Origin of the sequence: Proteiniphilum propionicum (assembly GCF_022267555.1) — a bacterium.
GTDB lineage: Bacteria > Bacteroidota > Bacteroidia > Bacteroidales > Dysgonomonadaceae > Proteiniphilum > Proteiniphilum propionicum.
The window spans coordinates 3,871,408-3,887,586 of sequence record NZ_CP073586.1 but is presented as its reverse complement, the minus strand read 5'-3'; the positions used below and the strand labels follow the sequence as shown (position 1 = coordinate 3,887,586).

At 41.5% G+C, this 16,179-nt stretch carries 19 protein-coding genes; 15 read left to right on the top strand and 4 right to left on the bottom strand.

Annotation, left to right across the window (positions count from 1 at the left end; all coding sequences use genetic code 11):
* The first annotated feature begins 242 nt into the window (after positions 1–242).
* The 8 genes from KDN43_RS16325 to KDN43_RS16295 all read left to right on the top strand — a co-directional run bounded on the left by KDN43_RS16325 (position 243) and on the right by KDN43_RS16295 (position 6,291).
* The gene (locus KDN43_RS16325; protein ID WP_238867645.1) at positions 243–677 is read left to right on the top strand and encodes a transposase; all 435 of its coding nucleotides are present in this window, start codon (positions 243–245) and stop codon (positions 675–677) included.
* Positions 619–1,950 (top strand): hypothetical protein, encoded by a 1,332-nt coding sequence (locus KDN43_RS16320; RefSeq protein WP_238867644.1) that lies wholly within the window; start codon positions 619–621, stop codon positions 1,948–1,950. The genes KDN43_RS16325 and KDN43_RS16320 overlap by 59 nt, the downstream gene beginning before the upstream one ends.
* A gap of 331 nt (positions 1,951–2,281) precedes the next feature.
* A complete protein-coding gene (locus KDN43_RS16315) occupies positions 2,282–3,022 on the top strand; it encodes a FadR/GntR family transcriptional regulator (protein ID WP_238867643.1) in 741 nt (246 codons plus the stop codon).
* A gap of 105 nt (positions 3,023–3,127) precedes the next feature.
* Positions 3,128–4,039: a dihydrodipicolinate synthase family protein gene (locus KDN43_RS16310; RefSeq protein WP_238867642.1), complete on the top strand. Its 912-nt coding sequence runs from the start codon at positions 3,128–3,130 to the stop codon at positions 4,037–4,039.
* Between the two features lie 79 nt (positions 4,040–4,118).
* Positions 4,119–5,285 (top strand): sialidase family protein, encoded by a 1,167-nt coding sequence (locus KDN43_RS16305; protein ID WP_238867641.1) that lies wholly within the window; start codon positions 4,119–4,121, stop codon positions 5,283–5,285.
* A gap of 27 nt (positions 5,286–5,312) precedes the next feature.
* Positions 5,313–5,699, top strand: a complete 387-nt coding sequence (locus KDN43_RS16300) for a hypothetical protein (protein ID WP_238867640.1) — start codon at positions 5,313–5,315, stop codon at positions 5,697–5,699.
* A gap of 77 nt (positions 5,700–5,776) precedes the next feature.
* Positions 5,777–6,052 (top strand): sodium:solute symporter family transporter, encoded by a 276-nt coding sequence (locus KDN43_RS16635; protein ID WP_407681774.1) that lies wholly within the window; start codon positions 5,777–5,779, stop codon positions 6,050–6,052.
* A complete protein-coding gene (locus tag KDN43_RS16295) occupies positions 5,968–6,291 on the top strand; it encodes a hypothetical protein (protein ID WP_238867639.1) in 324 nt (107 codons plus the stop codon). The genes KDN43_RS16635 and KDN43_RS16295 overlap by 85 nt, the downstream gene beginning before the upstream one ends.
* A 7-nt stretch (positions 6,292–6,298) precedes the next feature.
* On the opposite strand, the gene KDN43_RS16290 is transcribed toward KDN43_RS16295, so the two are convergent.
* Positions 6,299–6,856, bottom strand: coding sequence for a hypothetical protein (locus tag KDN43_RS16290; protein WP_238867638.1), 558 nt, complete (start codon positions 6,854–6,856; stop codon positions 6,299–6,301).
* Positions 6,857–6,994: 138 nt separating this feature from the next.
* Positions 6,995–9,037 carry a methionine--tRNA ligase gene (metG, locus tag KDN43_RS16285; RefSeq protein ID WP_238867637.1) on the bottom strand — a complete coding sequence of 681 codons (2,043 nt, stop codon included), beginning with the start codon at positions 9,035–9,037 and terminating at the stop codon, positions 6,995–6,997.
* A 486-nt stretch (positions 9,038–9,523) separates the two neighbouring features.
* Between metG and KDN43_RS16280 the strand changes: the two genes are divergently transcribed.
* The 3 genes from KDN43_RS16280 (at position 9,524) to KDN43_RS16270 (ending at position 12,406) form a co-directional block, all read left to right on the top strand.
* A complete protein-coding gene (locus KDN43_RS16280) occupies positions 9,524–10,897 on the top strand; it encodes a Gfo/Idh/MocA family protein (protein WP_238867636.1) in 1,374 nt (457 codons plus the stop codon).
* A 199-nt stretch (positions 10,898–11,096) separates the two neighbouring features.
* Positions 11,097–11,504 carry a DUF134 domain-containing protein gene (locus KDN43_RS16275; protein WP_238867635.1) on the top strand — a complete coding sequence of 136 codons (408 nt, stop codon included), beginning with the start codon at positions 11,097–11,099 and terminating at the stop codon, positions 11,502–11,504.
* 353 nt (positions 11,505–11,857) lie between these two features.
* The gene (locus KDN43_RS16270) at positions 11,858–12,406 is read left to right on the top strand and encodes an NADPH-dependent FMN reductase (RefSeq protein ID WP_238867634.1); all 549 of its coding nucleotides are present in this window, start codon (positions 11,858–11,860) and stop codon (positions 12,404–12,406) included.
* 288 nt (positions 12,407–12,694) lie between these two features.
* Here the strand turns inward: KDN43_RS16270 and KDN43_RS16265 are convergent, their stop codons facing one another.
* Positions 12,695–13,129 (bottom strand): nucleoside deaminase, encoded by a 435-nt coding sequence (locus tag KDN43_RS16265; protein WP_238867633.1) that lies wholly within the window; start codon positions 13,127–13,129, stop codon positions 12,695–12,697.
* Between the two features lie 113 nt (positions 13,130–13,242).
* Complete coding sequence (locus tag KDN43_RS16260) at positions 13,243–13,467, bottom strand: hypothetical protein (RefSeq protein WP_238867632.1); 225 nt, start codon at positions 13,465–13,467, stop codon at positions 13,243–13,245.
* Positions 13,468–13,605: 138 nt separating this feature from the next.
* Between KDN43_RS16260 and KDN43_RS16255 the strand changes: the two genes are divergently transcribed.
* The 4 genes from KDN43_RS16255 to pyrH all read left to right on the top strand — a co-directional run bounded on the left by KDN43_RS16255 (position 13,606) and on the right by pyrH (position 16,018).
* Positions 13,606–13,998, top strand: coding sequence for a YraN family protein (locus KDN43_RS16255; RefSeq protein WP_238867631.1), 393 nt, complete (start codon positions 13,606–13,608; stop codon positions 13,996–13,998).
* 109 nt (positions 13,999–14,107) lie between these two features.
* A complete protein-coding gene (locus tag KDN43_RS16250; protein ID WP_238867630.1) occupies positions 14,108–14,470 on the top strand; it encodes an MmcQ/YjbR family DNA-binding protein in 363 nt (120 codons plus the stop codon).
* The gene (locus tag KDN43_RS16245) at positions 14,454–15,209 is read left to right on the top strand and encodes a biotin--[acetyl-CoA-carboxylase] ligase (protein ID WP_238867629.1); all 756 of its coding nucleotides are present in this window, start codon (positions 14,454–14,456) and stop codon (positions 15,207–15,209) included. Before KDN43_RS16250 ends, KDN43_RS16245 begins: the two co-directional genes overlap by 17 nt.
* 101 nt (positions 15,210–15,310) lie before the next feature.
* Complete coding sequence (pyrH, locus tag KDN43_RS16240) at positions 15,311–16,018, top strand: UMP kinase (RefSeq protein WP_238867628.1); 708 nt, start codon at positions 15,311–15,313, stop codon at positions 16,016–16,018.
* Positions 16,019–16,179: the final 161 nt, after the last annotated feature.

Genomic DNA, 16,179 nt, shown 5'->3' with positions numbered 1-16,179 from the left:
GTTCAATTAAAATGAAAAATAATGGTACTCTTTTATGTAAAGAACATATGAATGTAAATAGAATTTGTGATTTATGCGAATCAGTATTGAGTCCGCTCCGAAAAGTCGGAGTGATAATTTAGTTTAAAATTTTTTGTACAATAAATTTTATAAATCAGGTAAATTTCACCTGAAAAGTTCTTTGAAATATTTGCGTATATAGCTATTATTCACTACCTTAGTAGGGCTTAAAACTGTATAATATGTTCAAAAAATCGGACGAAAACCCTCAATTGGGCATTTTTTCATCACCGACGGAGTACTTCAGAGACTCTAAGAAGAAAGAATACCTAAAAAATGACTCCTGGCATAACCGGTTCCGAAACCATGTTGTAATGCGTGTGGATGAGTCTATTTTCAGACCACTTTATTCTAATGGAACGGGGGCTCCTAATGCCTCTATCCGTATTTTGGTCGGTATGATGATCCTCAAGGAAGGCCAGGGATGGAGCGACGCACAATTGTTTGAGAACTGCGCATACAATTTACTTGTTCGCAGTGCTCTGGGTCTGATGTCGTTAGAGGACGCTGAGCCTGTTTCATCCACTTACTACCTTTTCCGTCGCAATCTGGTTGACTATGCAAGGGAACACGGCGAAGACCTGTTCAAAAAAGTGCCAGGGGCAAATCACCCGTGACCAGCTATTGGAGTTTGAGGTGAGCGGCAAGCAGGTGCGCATGGACAGTAAACTGGTCGGCAGCAATATCGCCTGGTACTCCCGTTACGAGTTGATTCATGAAACCCTGCGTCTGTTTATCAATGAAAGGGAGGAACATATCTTCAATAAGAGCCTGTCCAAAGAGATGTTTTCCCTTATCGAAAGCATACAGGGTGAAACGGGCAACAAGGTGGTGTACCGCAGTACAAAGGCCGAGGTTGATGCCAGGTTCGTTGAACTGGGCAAACTGATGTACCGTTTTATAGGGCTCTTCAAGAAGCATGACTATGGTCATTACCAGACCCTTAAAGCGGTTTTCGAACAACAATACTCGGTTGGCAGGGACAAAACTGTCGTTCCTCTGGAAAAGGAGAAAGTCAGCGCCAAATCCATACAGTCACCCCATGACACCGACTGCCATTACCGTGACAAAGACGGCAACAAGGTCAAAGGGTATTCGGTGAACGTCACCGAGACATGCGACCAACCGGGAGATGACAAAGATACGGCATTGAACCTGATAACCGATACCGAGGTAACGGTGGCATCGGCTCCGGACAACGGCTTCCTTGAACAAGCCCTGGATCGGACACAGGAAATAATATCCGACAAAATAGAGAAAGTATATGCCGACGGGGCTTACCACAGTGCTGATAATCAGGAGTATTGCCAAAGCGATAAAAATGGCATCGAGCTGATACTCACAGGCATGCAAGGCCCCGCACCGAGATATGACATCCGTTTGGACGAACAGAATGAAATCAATTTAATAGTAACCGACAACAAAACAGGAACAACAATACAGGCACAACGGGTAAAACTCCGCAAAGACAAAACACAGAGGAAATGGAGGATCAAGACTGAAGAAGGAAAATACCGCTACTTCGATGAGGATAACCTCAGGGCTGCCGCTCTGAGGAAGAAATTGGACGATATCCCGATAGATGAAAAAAATATCAGGAACAATGTCGAAGCAAGCATTTTCCAGTTAGGATACCATTACCCGAATGACAAGAGCCGTTACAGGTCACTTGCCAAGCACAAACTATGGGCATACTCCCGCTCGTTGTGGATAAACTTCGTCAGGATAGTGAATTATATGACGCGAATAAGTCAAAGAGCGCTTTTTTGGCAAAAACTGCCACAATATATAATTAATTTATGTTTCAATATGTATATTATTGTAAACATACTTTCAATTAATAAAAACAATCACATTTGTCCGGTTAAACTTCATTTTTCAGCAATTTGAAAAAATGGGGTTTTCAGAGCAGACTCAGTATTTTAAAAATTAGATAAATGAATGCGATGGCAATTTTGCCCATCGTGTGTATAAGTAATCCTTTTGTGATTTATAAAATCATGGAATTATGCAGTCCGAGTTTGGAATTCAAATAATCAATAAGACAAATATTAGTTAAAAATATGTAAATATAACGTTAAAATTGAATATCTTTATTGAAATTATAATATAAGTTGCTTCATTTGTCAGACAAATCAGATTAATAATACCTGTTATGCATTTTATCTGAAAACAACGCTCATTTTTAAGTGAAGACAATATATTTGAAAATAATCTTATAATGGAAAGACTTAGGATACAAAACAATTCAACCACGCTGGTGGACCAGGTCGAAGACAAGCTTTTGAACTATTTCAAGGAGAAGGATCTGCAAAAGGGAGATGCCATTCCCAATGAAATGGAGTTAACTGCCTCGCTGGGTGTATCGAGGAGTGTGGTCCGTGAGGCGTTAAGCAGGTTGAAGATGATGGGAATAGTTGAGACACGCACACGACGGGGCATGCTGCTTTCTGAACCTTCTATATTTGGCGGAATGAAACGTGCGGTGGATCCGAGAATTTTAAGTGAGGACACCCTCTTTGATATACTTGGATTTAGAATTGTTCTGGAAATAGGCATATGCAGCGAGATATTCCGGAAAATTACACCTGATGATATTGCAGATCTGGAAGAGATTGTGAATGTAGGAATCATGTATGAAAACAACGAATATGCTCCTTTTAGTGAATTTGCTTTTCACACAAAGCTTTATAAAATAACTGGCAATAAAACCATTTCTGAGTTTCAGAATATCATTCACCCGGTGATGACATTCGTGAAAGACAAGTTTCAGGAGTTTCTGGCTCCAATTAATATCCGGTTGAAAGAAGAAGAGCGTATTGTAACCCATATGGATCTGCTGCGGTATTTGAAAGAAGGAGACGAAGACGGGTATAGAAGAGCCCTGGAAGAGCATTTTGAAGTTTACAGAATTTTTATCAGTCAAAGAAATCAATATCACGTTGCTCTGCAAAACGGCTGATTTGACTGGTATAGTAAAGCGTTTTATTAAAAGCGTTTATGAGATTTTTCCCGTCTTTGTAATTATTTGCCGAACACAGAAAATATACTAACCAGTTAAATATTTATGAACAATTACAAAAAACTAAAAGGGTTGATCGCCGCAGTTTTCACACCCCTGGATACACATGGTGATATTAATTATTCCGTGATTAGAAAATACGCGCAACATATCAAGGATTCGGGAATATCGGGTGTATTTGTTTGCGGGACTACCGGGGAGTTTACTTCCCTCACCACAGCCGAAAGAAAGTTGATCTTGGAGGAATGGATAAAACGTGGTGAAGGAGACTTTCAAATTATTGCCCATGTGGGCAGCGATAACCAACGCGAGGCAATGGAGCTGGCACGTCATGCTGCAGTGAAAGGCGCAGATGGAATCGGATGTATCGCCTCTTCTTTTTTCAAGCCTGAAAAAGTGAAGGATCTGATCGATTTCTTTACGCCCATTGCTTCTTCCGCTCCACAATTGCCATTCTATTACTACAATATGCCCTCCATGACCGGGGTGAACCTTTCGGTTGCACAATTTCTTCACGAAGGGGAAAAAAAAATTTCCAACCTGGCCGGAGTGAAGTTTACACACAACAACCTGATGGAAATGGGCGACTGTATTCAGCTGGATAACGGGGCATTTGAGGTGTTGCATGGCTTCGACGAGACACTGATTTGCGGATTGGCTCTCGGTGCTGTAGCCAGTGTAGGGAGTACGTATAACTATATACCCCATATCTATCTGAATATTTTGAAATCCATGGAAAGTAACGATGTGGAAACGGCGCGTGCCTTTCAGATGCAGTCGGTAGAAATGGTGAAAATCATAATTCTATATGGAGGTGGCGTGAGAGGTGGAAAGGCCATCATGAATCTGATGGGAATCGAATGTGGGTCATGCCGTCCCCCTTTTGCCGCATTCGAAAAGGAGGAATACGACGCTCTTCGGGAGAATCTCCGGGGCGTTGGTTTATTGGTAAAATAGAGAAGGGAGTGTGTCCTCTAAACAATACTCCCTTCTGGAAGAATTTAAAACACGTCAACCATTTTAATCTGTATAAAATATGAGGAGAAATTTATTAATTATCGCATCTATCCTTTTGGTTTTATCTTTTCTTTCCCTAGATAAAAAAAAGGAGAAAAATCACCAATATGTATTGTGGGAACAGGGAACGGGTGAATATAATAATTACCGGATACCGGCACTGGTTGTCACCAATGAAGGAACATTGCTCGCCTTTTGTGAGGGACGTGAGGCGGGTGATACCGGAGACATAAACTTGTTGCTGAAACGTTCGGAAGATAACGGGACGACATGGAGCAACGAACAGGTTGCCTGGGACGATGCAGACAACACATGCGGAAATCCTTGTCCCGTAGTCGATGAGAGAACCGGGCGAATCTGGTTGTTTACCAGCTGGAATAACGGAAAAGACAAAGAAAGTGACATCATCAGTAAAACATCCATTTCACCACGGTTGCCTTATGTCTGCTATTCTGATGATGATGGAAAAACATGGTCGGAGCCGGAGAGCTTGGAAATAACATGCCGCAATCCTTCATGGGGGTGGTATGCTACCGGCCCTGGAATTGGCATACAAATAAAAAACGGAAGATATAAAGGTCGGCTTGTTATTCCGGCAAATCACAGTTATGACGATCCGAAAGGAAACCTGGCAGGAGGCCCCTATGGTTATGGAGCACATGTAATCTATTCTGACGATCATGGGAAATCATGGCAGATAAGCGAATCCATTAAACCGGGATGTAATGAAAGCCAGGTGACTGAATTATCGGACGGTACTTTATTGATGAATATGCGTTCCTATAACAACAAACAGGCAAGAGCCATCAGTTATAGCACGGATGGTGGGCAAAATTGGTCGGAGATTGAACACGACTTTCAGCTGGTGGAGCCGTTATGCCAGGCGGCCGTATTGAATTTTGGTGAGGTTGACGGACAACAGGTGCACCTGTTTCTTAATCCGGCCGTACCTCACGGAAGAGATCATCTGATGCTCAAAGTCAGCCTCGATGACTGTCGGAGCTGGAGCAACGGTAAACTGGTGTACGAAGGGCCGGCTGCATACTCCTGCATTACCAGGTTGGCGGATGGAAGAGTGGGACTTTTTTTTGAGGCCGGGGAAAAAAGTCCGTATGAAAAAATGATCTTTATCTCTTTTGACTGGAATGAGATTTTTCTTCCGGGAACTGTCTTGCAAGGATTGTGATTTCTGATAATTTGTAAACAAACCTGCATGATCCGAAAGAAAATTTCACGTATCTATCTCCTTATATGGATGTGGTTATCCATATCCGTCACTTTCCTAAAAGCGGATAATCTAAATACCCTTCACCAGATCAACTGTTTCTCCATGGAGACATTGGAAGATTCTACCCTGTGGAAGGGGCTGGCAGGTACTTTTTTCGGTAAACAGGAAAACCGGTCTTTTGGCGGAGAAGCCACAATCTTTTATGTATCTGTTTACCATTTTCGACCTTCACTCAACAGATGGACCAAAAAAGGAGATATCCACCACGATGATGGCACTTCTGTTTCTTTGGCAATGGCTACCGCCTCAGCTGTGGGTGGTTCACACGTGCTGCTCTACGGCTGTGATACGGGCCATATTTTAACCAGGTAGAGGAGGCTGTCAGGGAAGGCAATACAGCTAAAAGAGATAGCCTGTGGATACATCATACGGGATTTCATAACAAGATATTGATCTACAGTACCAGCGGTGGTATGGAGGCCGTTGTCTGGGGAGACGTCATACAGGGATTTATTCTCGTCTTTGGGGCACTTGCTGCATTTGTTTTGATGGTAATGGGTATTGATGGAGGCCTGAGAGAATTCTGGCACACCGCCATCGAGTTTCGTCGGGTCTTCTCTTCGGATTATTGGGATTGGGAATGGCATTGGTGTTGGGCACATGGAATATTGCTTCGTTGTGGGACCAGTTCAACACTTTCCTCGGTCTGCTTACCAGTGGATTAGGTGCACTCTTCATTCTCGGAATTTTCTTTCCGCGTGTGGGAGCAAAAGCAGCGCTTACCGGTGTGATAGCAGGTTTGGGTGTATTGCTTGTTGTCAAGGAAAATACTCCACTGTCGTTCCTGCTGTATGGCTTTATCGGAATGGCTGCCAGCATCCTGATAGCCTGGCTGACAAGTTTTGTTTTCCCCAACAAGAAGGAAATCAGTGGGTTCTTCTGGAGAAGTGTAAGCTCAAATTGAAAATTCTTCAGAATCTCTTCCCGATGGAAATTCCAAAACGGGGGTATGCAACTTCATCATAGTCGTTTTTTATAAAATTCCTGCCACCTCCCAAATAGATTTCTCCTACCCAATTGTTCAATGTAACGTATTTCCAGCCAACGGCTAATCCAAGACCCGATCCCAATTTAGACACTTCACTACCGCCAAAATCTGAACCATTCTCCATTACCTGAGAGTACACAGAACCATTTGCCTCTATAAAAAATCCGGCAGCATATTTTTGCATCGATTCTGTATTTCCACCGAAAAACCAGCGGAAGTGTGGTGTAAATGCATAGTCATATGGGTATCGATCAGTGTCTAACCCCACTCCCAATGTAGCTCCCACACTTATATCACTGTTTAAAATCCGTTCATACGAAATTTCAGGATAGGTAGCGAAAATTGTAAATGGAAGGTTAATTTTTACCTCATTCAATGGAATATCACTTGATGTATTGAAATCAGTTGACCTGTATATTCTCTGCGCAAACAGTGACGTAGAGATAAGTAATAAAAAGACGAAAAGTGTAATCTTTTTCATAAATTATATTTATAAAATTTTAAATGATACTACATTATTAAAACGCAAAAAACGCAAAAAAGTTACAAAGGAAGGATTAAAATATAAAAACAATTATCTTTTATACCTTCTGTGCGAAGCCTGAACAGTTTTTTTATTTTATAATACTTTACTACCTGGCAATACCTCTTTTGTTGGTGATACAAGTGCAAGTGCTCCATCAAAATTTTCAGCTGAAAGAATCATTCCCTCTGAAACTATTCCCCTCATTTTACGTGGTTCCAGATTGGCAATAAAACAAACCTGCTTACCCACCAGCTCTTCAGGATTAGGGTAGTAGTTTGCTATTCCGGAGAGAATGGTCCGTTTTTGCAGCCCATCGTCGAGCAGAAAACGAAGTAGCTTATCTGCTTTTGGTACTTTCTCGCATTCCAGCACCGTCCCTACACGTATATCCAACTTTTCGAAAGTGTTGAACTGCACGCTCTCTTTTACAGCTTCCGCCTTGTATTCACTCTCCTCGTTTGCCTTTTTCGTATCGAGCAGTTTCTGTATTTGTTTTTCAATAACCACGTCTTCTATTTTTTCGAATAGGAGCTCTGATTTTCCCAACATATGTTTCTCCGGAAGCAGGTTGAAGTTGCCAAGGTCATCCCATTGCAAGTTGCCTACGTTAAGAAAAGAACGGAGTTTTACCGATGAAAACGGCAAAAATGGTTCAAATACAATTGCCAGATTGGCTGTAATCTGCAATGCTATGTTAAGTATAGTAGCTGTGCGGTTCATATCGGTTTTAGCCGTTTTCCAAGGTTCGGAGTCGGCCAGATACTTGTTCCCGATCCGTGCCAGGTTCATCGCCTCTTTTTGTGCTTCCCGAAAGTGATAGTTATCGAGATTATACTCTACAGCCGCTCTCACTTTCTGCGCCTCTTCAATGGTTTCCCGGTCATATTGGGTAAGCTCCCCGGCAGCAGGAACCTTGTTGTCGAAATACTTCTGGGTGAGTACCAGCGCCCGGTTCACAAAGTTACCCAGCACCGCCACCAGTTCGTTGTTATTGCGCGCCTGGAAGTCTTTCCATGTGAAGTCGTTGTCTTTGGTCTCGGGAGCGTTGGCGGTGAGCACATAGCGAAGCACATCCTGTTTACCGGGAAACTCTTCCAGATATTCGTGCAGCCATACTGCCCAGTTGCGTGATGTGGATATTTTATCACCTTCAAGGTTCAGAAATTCGTTGGCAGGCACATTGTCAGGCAGGTTAAAGGTCCCTTCCGCTTTGAGCATAGACGGAAAAACAATGCAGTGGAAAACAATATTATCTTTACCTATGAAATGTACTAATCTGGTTTCTTTATCTTTCCACCACTTTTCCCATTCATCGGGTAACAGCTCTTTTGTGTTTGAGATGTATCCTATGGGTGCATCGAACCAAACATAAAGCACCTTACCTTCAGCTCCTTCCACAGGAACAGGGACACCCCAGTCGAGATCACGGCTAACGGCACGCGGCTGCAGTCCAAGATCGAGCCATGATTTGCACTGTCCATACACATTGCTTTTCCACTCTTTGTGATCTTCAAGGATCCACTGTCGTAGCCATGCCTCATGTTTATTGAGAGGAAGGTACCAGTGTTTTGTTTTACGCATTACCGGGACACTGCCGCTGAGAGTCGATTTCGGGTTGATCAGGTCGTTGGGGCTTAGTGAAGTGCCGCACTGTTCACACTGATCGCCATAGGCATTTTTGTTTCCGCAATGGGGACAGGTGCCAGTGATATAACGGTCTGCCAGAAACTGGCCCGCTTCTTCATCATAATATTGTTCACTCTCCTGTTCCTCGAATTCTCCTTTTTCATAAAGTGTCTGGAAAAAGTCCGATGCTGTCTTTTTGTGAATCTCTGATGTGGTACGCGAGTATATATCGAATGTGATACCGAACTCTTCAAACGATTTTTTAATCAGTTTATGGTAGCGGTCCACTATATCTTGAGGCGTAACTCCCTCCTTCCTGGCTTTTATAGTGATTGGAATACCGTGTTCATCGGATCCTCCTATAAAAAGTGCCTCTTCTCCTTTGAGGCGCAGATAGCGGGAATAGATATCGGCTGGTACATATACCCCAGCCAAGTGGCCGATGTGTACCGGGCCATTAGCATATGGCAGGGCTGATGTAATAAGAGTACGTTTAAACTTTTTTGACATATTCGAGTTTCGGGTTACGGTTTGCATATTACGTGTAAGTTATACCTGCGACTACTTTACGTAATCTATAATTACTAATTTAAAGCTGCAAAGATACTAAAAATAGCTCTTTTATTGCCCGTGGACGCTTCAAAATATTATAAAACAAAGAACAACTATTTATTCAGAGTTATACTGACCCTAAACAAAGTTGTGCGGTATGGTTTGTTTTCCTGATCAGAGCATATCTGTTTCGTCAACTGATATGTTAATGGTGCCAATATACACTTTCCTATCTTTGTCTTGAACCAGTGCGATCAGAACATGACTGTATTGTTAATGGTGTTTAAGACTCTAATTATTATTTTACTTATCCTAACTTTATTATCTTTGCCTTATCATAGGTTTTATATACCTCAAACCCACCGGCTTCAACAGAAGCCTTGTTTTTGGTAGAATCATAAAGTATTTTTAAATGCGCAATGCGAATTTTAAACTGCAATTATCATGGATAGACGAAATTTCTTGAAAAAATCTGCTGTTACAGCAACCGGTTTAAGTTTAACTCCGTTGATGGGGAAATCATTTTCTTCAATATATGGGAAGACAACTCCCGGGAATAAAATCAAAATAGGCCTGATAGGCTGCCGCAATCAGGGTTGGAGCAACCTGAAAGCGTTCTTGCAATACCCGGAAACTGAATGTATCTCTATATGTGATGTGGATGATCAGTGGCTCTATAAGCGTGCGGCTGACTTGGAGAAGCTAACCGGTAAAAAACCACCACAACTGGTTAAGGACTGGCGCCGGGTAATAGATAACAAAGATGTGGATATGGTAATTATCGGCACCCCCGACCACTGGCATTGCCTGCAGCTGATTGCAGCCTGTGAAGCAGGTAAAGATGTATACGTAGAAAAGCCTCTTGCCAACACCATTGAAGAGTGTGGGCTGATGGTTAAGGCTGCCAGAAAATATAACCGGATTGTGCAGGTAGGGCAATGGCAGCGGAGCGATCCTCACTGGGATGAAGCTGCAGCTTATGTGCAAAGTGGACAACTGGGACGTGTGCGAACCGTTAAAGTGTGGGCTTATCAGACCAGCAAATGGACACTGCCGGTAGTGCCCGATTCGCAACCCCCTGCCGGTGTAGATTACGACATGTGGTTGGGTCCTGCACCAAAGCGCGATTTTAATCAGAACAGATTTCATTATAACTTTCGCTTCTTCTGGGATTATGCCGGCGGATTGATGGCAGACTGGGGGGTGCACTTGCTCGATTACGCGATGAAGGGAATGAATGTTGGATTGCCTTCATATGTTTATGGAGCCGGCGGAAAGTATGGATACCCCGATGATGCCATGGAGACACCCGACACTCTGATGGTGACCTATAAGTATCCGGGTTTCAATATTATTTGGGATCATGCTTGTGGAATAGGAACAGGGTTGTTCGGGCTGCGTGAGGGTGTTGCTTTCCTTGGTGAAAATGGTACGCTAATTCTTACACGCAACGGCTGGGAAGTGGTGCCTGAACAGGCTGTCAACAGTCGTAATTACCCCTATTGCTATCCTTGTGACGACGAAAAGAGACCCAACACGCTACGCATGGAGGCTGTGGAAAAAAGAAAAGGGCAGGGCAAAGGTTTGTATCTGCATGCTGGTAATATGCTTGACAGTATTCGTTCGCGCAAACTGCCCAATGCCGATGTAGCTATTGGTGCAGAAGTTGCCATTCTTAGCCATATGGCAAATATCTCCTGCCGAGTTGGTAGTGCTTTGGATTGGGATATTAAGGCAGGAAAGTTCATAGGGTGTGATGAGGCGAACAGTTTAATTAAAGCCAATTACAGAACTCCCTGGAAATTGCCGAAAATTTAAAAAAATATTCCGGTAAAAAAGTTTTGAAACACCATGTAATCCATTACTTTGCAACAAAGTATACCTGCCCAAAACTCAGTAGCACTTTTTGCTGATTGTCAGATGTTTAAAAAATAATTACCGAAGTATTGTTAAAATATTCTATTTTGTAAAAGTTACATTTAAAGCAGAAAGCAGATTGTTATAAAGGAAACGTATTATGCCAAAGAGGAGAAAAAACAGAAGAGTAATGAAACCGCCATTGATGGATGGATATAAGCCGTTCGGAGTACCCAGGAGGGAGTTGGATACTGTGGTACTCCAATATGAGGAGCTGGAAGCAATCAGGTTGGCCGACTACGAACGTCTTTACCAGGAGGAGGCAGCAGAAAAGATGGGTGTCTCCAGGCCCACATTCACACGCCTGCTTGATGGTGCGAGAAGAAAACTGGCAAAAGCTCTAATTGAAGGAAGAGCGATTATTTTTAGAGGCGGGGCATATGTAACGGATGATTATTGGTATAAATGCCATAGTTGCAATGAGACGATGGTTACCATGAAAAAAGCTGATCACTGCAGAAGCTGTGAGTCGGAAGATATTGTTCAATTGAGCAGGGAGAAGGAATAGCAGCAGGCGAGCGGAGGGTTTACGAAATAATGGCTATTTCCATCTTTCATATGTAAATTGTTCAATATATAAATATCTATTAATTAATGATTTAATTCATTTTAAAAATTATATTTCTTCGTTTTGACAAAACAAAAGACAGCACTCATCTTTTGGACAAATGCACCGGTTATCGGAAAGACAAACAGGCAAGAAATATTTAAATATTTTATGAAAACCAGTATCAATAGCTCATCAATATTTGTTATGGAACAAAAAAGGTGATAATGACGTTATTATATTAATTATTTTATGGAGTTATCTCCATTCAATATTTTCTATAAATATTAATGCACCTTTAATAAGATTCAGATATGAGTAAAAAGAAAATTGCCGTATTGGTAGGCAGCCTTCGTAAAGAATCGGCCAATAGAAAATTGGCAAATGAAGTGATAAGATTAGCTCCAGATTCACTTGATCTAGAGATTGTTGAGATAGGGCAACTTGCACATTATAATGAAGACCTCGATTTAAATCCACCTTTAGAGTGGATTGAGTTTAGAAAGAAAATCGGCGAAGCCGATGGTTTCCTATTCTTTACCCCCGAATATAACAGATCTATCTCAGGGGTAATGAAAAATGCGCTTGATGTGGCATCCAGACCCTATGGGCAAAATAAATGGGGCGGCAAACCGGGCGCAATAGTAAGCAGCTCAATGAGCGCCTTAGGTGGTGAATCAGCTAATCATGCACTACGTCAGCCGATGGTTTTCCTTAACGTATATATGATGCAGCAACCGGAAGCATATATAGGGAACTCGCTGCAGCTGTTCGATGAAAACAACAGCCTGAAAAATGATGACACCCGTAAGTTTCTTCAAAGTTGGGTAAATGCTTTTGCTGAATGGGTTTATAGGTTCTGACCAGATCAGATAAATTCCAAATATTAAACAAATATTGAGTACCTTTTGAAATGTCTCTTTCATTGCAAGCGGAGCATAATGCTTGTAGTTATTAAGGACTCTCGGAGCAAATTCAGTATTCGAGATTTGAGTATTTGTGTTTGTCTACCATAAAAGTACGGATAAAAGAGGGTAAAATCAAAATTGTATCTGGTTTGCCCTCTTTATATTTTGCAGTTTTTTACGAAAATTACTAAAATGGAAAATAGATTTCCGTTTATTGATTATTTCCCATTTACTGTGAACGGATTACCTGAAACGTGTAAAAAACATCTTTATCAGATCAGCACAATCTTCAGCCATAATGCCGGAGTTGACTGTAGTTTTTGGATGCAGTAGATAGGGTGAGATGCGCGAATACCCTCTTTTTTCATCCGGTGCTCCGTAAACTATCCGTGATATTTGTGCCCACCGAAGGGCACCAGCGCACATGGGACAAGGTTCCACTGTTACATACAATGTGCAGTCAGTGAGGTATTTTCCTCCAAGTACATTGGCGGCAGCTGTTATTGCCTGCATTTCGGCGTGTGCAGTTACATCATTCAACATCTCCGTGAGATTGTGTGCGCGAGCTATAATGCGCTGATTAATAACTATAACGGCTCCAATGGGAACTTCTTCCTTCTCAAGTGCTTTATGAGCTTCCTGAAGTGCCTGCCTCATAAAATATTCGTCGTCTAACACGTTTTTGCCTCCAGTATTATTATGTTTGATAATCTGATTCTGTGTCCATGATATGTTATAGCAACCGATGAATCAATATTTGCATGTTAAATGAACAGATTATTAAAAAATTATTATCGCCTCATCTCATTTTCTTCGAAAAGAGTAGGATAATCCTGATCCATATTTCTCAGTACATGATTGAGAACGGTCTCGCGAAACCAACGGGATCGGTTGGTGATCTTATATTTTTTCAGATAGAAATGGATAAGATCATACTCTTCGTCGTTGAGCATAAACTCAGCCTTTTTAGTGCGTGTTTTCGTTCTGCCTTGAATCTTGTAACTCTTTATTCCCATTAATCAACTATTGAAATTCCTAATACAAATACACACGGGTTTAATAACAGGTTGCATTCTCTTTCCCGTTGCTGTTACAAAAAAACAAAATATTTTCACTAAAAAGAAGGATTTATGGTGTAAATTTGTATTTTTACGATGTATACACGCTTTTTGGGTACAATAAAGATGGCTGAACACAATGAACTGGGATGGAAAGGTGAAGATGCGGCGGTGAATTATTTAAAGTCGAAAGGACACCGTATTGTTAAAAGAAACTGGAAATGCCATGGTTATGAAGTCGACATTATTTCGGAAGAGGGTGAATATATCGTTTTTGTAGAGGTTAAAACCCGTACATCTACAGAGTGGGGAAATCCTGAGGATTCCATTGGGAAGCATCGAATGCGGCGTATGATTCAAGCGGCTGGCATTTATCTGAAAATGAATTGTATAGATAAGCCTGCCCGGTTCGATATTGTGGCTGTAGTGTGGAATAAGCAACAATTTGAGCTGGAGCATATTGAAGATGCTTTTTTGCCCTTTCTGTAAACATATTGCAGCTTGATTGTAGCGATTGCATTATTACTACTTGCTGCATGAAGCTTAGGGTTTGCATTTCTATGGTGGAATGGGTTTAATTTATGAATTCTTCAAGACAATGAATATAGAAGAGCTTTTCGATTTTTGCCTTGCTGTTCATGGTTCAGAAGCAACAACACCGTTTGACGATGTAACCATTGTGATGAAGGTTATGGGCAAGATGTTTGCGCTGATTCCCACTGATACCGGCAGATTCAGCATTACCCTGAAATGCGATCCTGAGCTGGCGATAAAGTTAAGAGATGAATATGAGTGTGTTGAAGGTGCCTATCATATGAACAAAACCTATTGGAACACCATATACCTCGATGGCGATATGCCCGACATGGAACTCAAAAAATGGATATATCATTCCGTTGATGAGGTAATTAAAAAATTACCCAAAAAACATCAAAACCTATATTATGGATCAGTTAAGTAAAGAGCGTCTAACAATAAGGGTCGATGAGGTTGATTCAACAAACCTCATGCTAAAAAAAATTGCCAGGGAAGAACATCCTGAAGAGGGGTCGGTTGTGATTGCCGGATATCAGACCGGGGGGCGTGGACAAATGGGTACATCATGGTTTTCCTCGAAAGGAGAAAACTTGTTGTTCAGCCTCCTGATATATCCAAAAAACGTGGAGGCTAACGGACAGTTTATTATTTCGCGTATAGCTTCACTGGCTGTCAAAAATACGCTGGACCAGTTTGTAAGCGACATCCGAATAAAATGGCCCAATGATATTTATTGGAAAGACAAAAAGATAGGCGGTATGCTCATAGAAAACGATATACAGGGAAAGCAAATTGAGAACTCGGTTATTGGTATTGGTATAAACATAAATCAGCAGATTTTTCCGCCCGATTTGCCTAATCCGGTTTCCCTGAAGCAAATTACAGGATCGGAACAGGACATGGAATACATATTTAACATATTTATGAGGGAATTTTTTATGCTCTATCGTGAATTTGAGCATGGAGGTACCAATTCTATTGAGGATGAGTATATGCTCGATCTCTACCGTATAAACGATTATTATTGGTTTGAAGACAAAAACGGTAAATTTAAAGCCATAATTGAGAATGTGCTGCCAACGGGACATTTAGTACTGAAAACGTTGGAAAATGAAGTTAGGAGGAGATACTCATTTAAAGAAGTGGCTTTTATTGATGAATGATTGTACATGAGATACTTCATGAATAAAACAGAGTTAAGTACAAATAGAGGTCTTATATTTTGGATTTTTTTATTTCGGACTCAAATAATTAAACATGATATATGCAATTTAAACGAATTTTACTCAAGCTCAGCGGTGAATCGCTTATGGGCGGCAAACAGTACGGGATAGATGAAATACGCCTTGAAGAATATGCGGAACAAATAAAAGAAGTTTCACATATGGGTGTACAAATAGCTGTTGTGATTGGTGGAGGCAATATTTTCAGGGGGGTGAGCGGTGTTACCAAAGGGTTTGACCGTGTGAAAGGTGATCAGATGGGAATGCTTGCCACAGTAATCAACAGCCTGGCACTTAGCTCGGCACTTGTTTCTGTGGGACAAAAAAACCGTGTTTTTACAGCTGTACGAATGGAACCGGTAGGAGAATTCTATTCCAAGTGGAAGGCTATTGAAGCTATGGAAAAAGGAGAGATAGCAATAATTGCCGGAGGTACCGGAAATCCTTTTTTTACGACAGATACAGCATCTGCGTTACGAGCAATTGAGATAGAGGCTGATGCAATGCTTAAAGGTACCCGTGTAGATGGCGTTTATACGGCGGATCCCGAAAAAGACCCCACAGCCACTAAGTTCCGGAGTATTTCGTTCGATGAGGTTTACGACAGAGGATTGAAAGTGATGGATCTGACAGCTACAACCATGTGCAAGGAGAACAACTTGCCTGTAGTGGTTTTTGATATGGACACTTTCGGTAACCTTAAAAAGCTTATAGATGGCAATAATATAGGAACAGTGGTACATTTGTAGAGAAATTAAAATTTTTTCACTATTTTTGTTCACACTATTTACTTAAGTCAAATGAATAGAGGCCATGATTGCATGGACTTTGTCATGACGAGCAACTTTTGCATTAAATGATATACAGAGGACGAATTCATTTGGGCTATGCCATAGCAAGCAATAGTCTA

What these genes read in the sequence shown, in the direction of transcription:
- KDN43_RS16320 (WP_238867644.1), top strand. Translation starts at nt 619, where the DNA reads ATGCAAGGGAACACGGCGAAGACCTGTTCAAAAAAGTGCCAGGGGCAA.
- KDN43_RS16275 (WP_238867635.1), top strand. Translation starts at nt 11,097, where the DNA reads ATGCCAAAGAGGAGAAAAAACAGAAGAGTAATGAAACCGCCATTGATG.
- metG (WP_238867637.1), bottom strand. Translation starts at nt 9,037, where the DNA reads ATGTCAAAAAAGTTTAAACGTACTCTTATTACATCAGCCCTGCCATAT.
- KDN43_RS16300 (WP_238867640.1), top strand. Translation starts at nt 5,313, where the DNA reads ATGATCCGAAAGAAAATTTCACGTATCTATCTCCTTATATGGATGTGG.
- KDN43_RS16315 (WP_238867643.1), top strand. Translation starts at nt 2,282, where the DNA reads ATGGAAAGACTTAGGATACAAAACAATTCAACCACGCTGGTGGACCAG.
- KDN43_RS16260 (WP_238867632.1), bottom strand. Translation starts at nt 13,467, where the DNA reads ATGGGAATAAAGAGTTACAAGATTCAAGGCAGAACGAAAACACGCACT.
- KDN43_RS16270 (WP_238867634.1), top strand. Translation starts at nt 11,858, where the DNA reads ATGAGTAAAAAGAAAATTGCCGTATTGGTAGGCAGCCTTCGTAAAGAA.
- KDN43_RS16310 (WP_238867642.1), top strand. Translation starts at nt 3,128, where the DNA reads ATGAACAATTACAAAAAACTAAAAGGGTTGATCGCCGCAGTTTTCACA.
- KDN43_RS16250 (WP_238867630.1), top strand. Translation starts at nt 14,108, where the DNA reads ATGAATATAGAAGAGCTTTTCGATTTTTGCCTTGCTGTTCATGGTTCA.
- KDN43_RS16290 (WP_238867638.1), bottom strand. Translation starts at nt 6,856, where the DNA reads ATGAAAAAGATTACACTTTTCGTCTTTTTATTACTTATCTCTACGTCA.
- KDN43_RS16295 (WP_238867639.1), top strand. Translation starts at nt 5,968, where the DNA reads ATGGCATTGGTGTTGGGCACATGGAATATTGCTTCGTTGTGGGACCAG.
- KDN43_RS16305 (WP_238867641.1), top strand. Translation starts at nt 4,119, where the DNA reads ATGAGGAGAAATTTATTAATTATCGCATCTATCCTTTTGGTTTTATCT.
- KDN43_RS16255 (WP_238867631.1), top strand. Translation starts at nt 13,606, where the DNA reads ATGTATACACGCTTTTTGGGTACAATAAAGATGGCTGAACACAATGAA.
- KDN43_RS16280 (WP_238867636.1), top strand. Translation starts at nt 9,524, where the DNA reads ATGGATAGACGAAATTTCTTGAAAAAATCTGCTGTTACAGCAACCGGT.
- KDN43_RS16245 (WP_238867629.1), top strand. Translation starts at nt 14,454, where the DNA reads ATGGATCAGTTAAGTAAAGAGCGTCTAACAATAAGGGTCGATGAGGTT.
- pyrH (WP_238867628.1), top strand. Translation starts at nt 15,311, where the DNA reads ATGCAATTTAAACGAATTTTACTCAAGCTCAGCGGTGAATCGCTTATG.
- KDN43_RS16325 (WP_238867645.1), top strand. Translation starts at nt 243, where the DNA reads ATGTTCAAAAAATCGGACGAAAACCCTCAATTGGGCATTTTTTCATCA.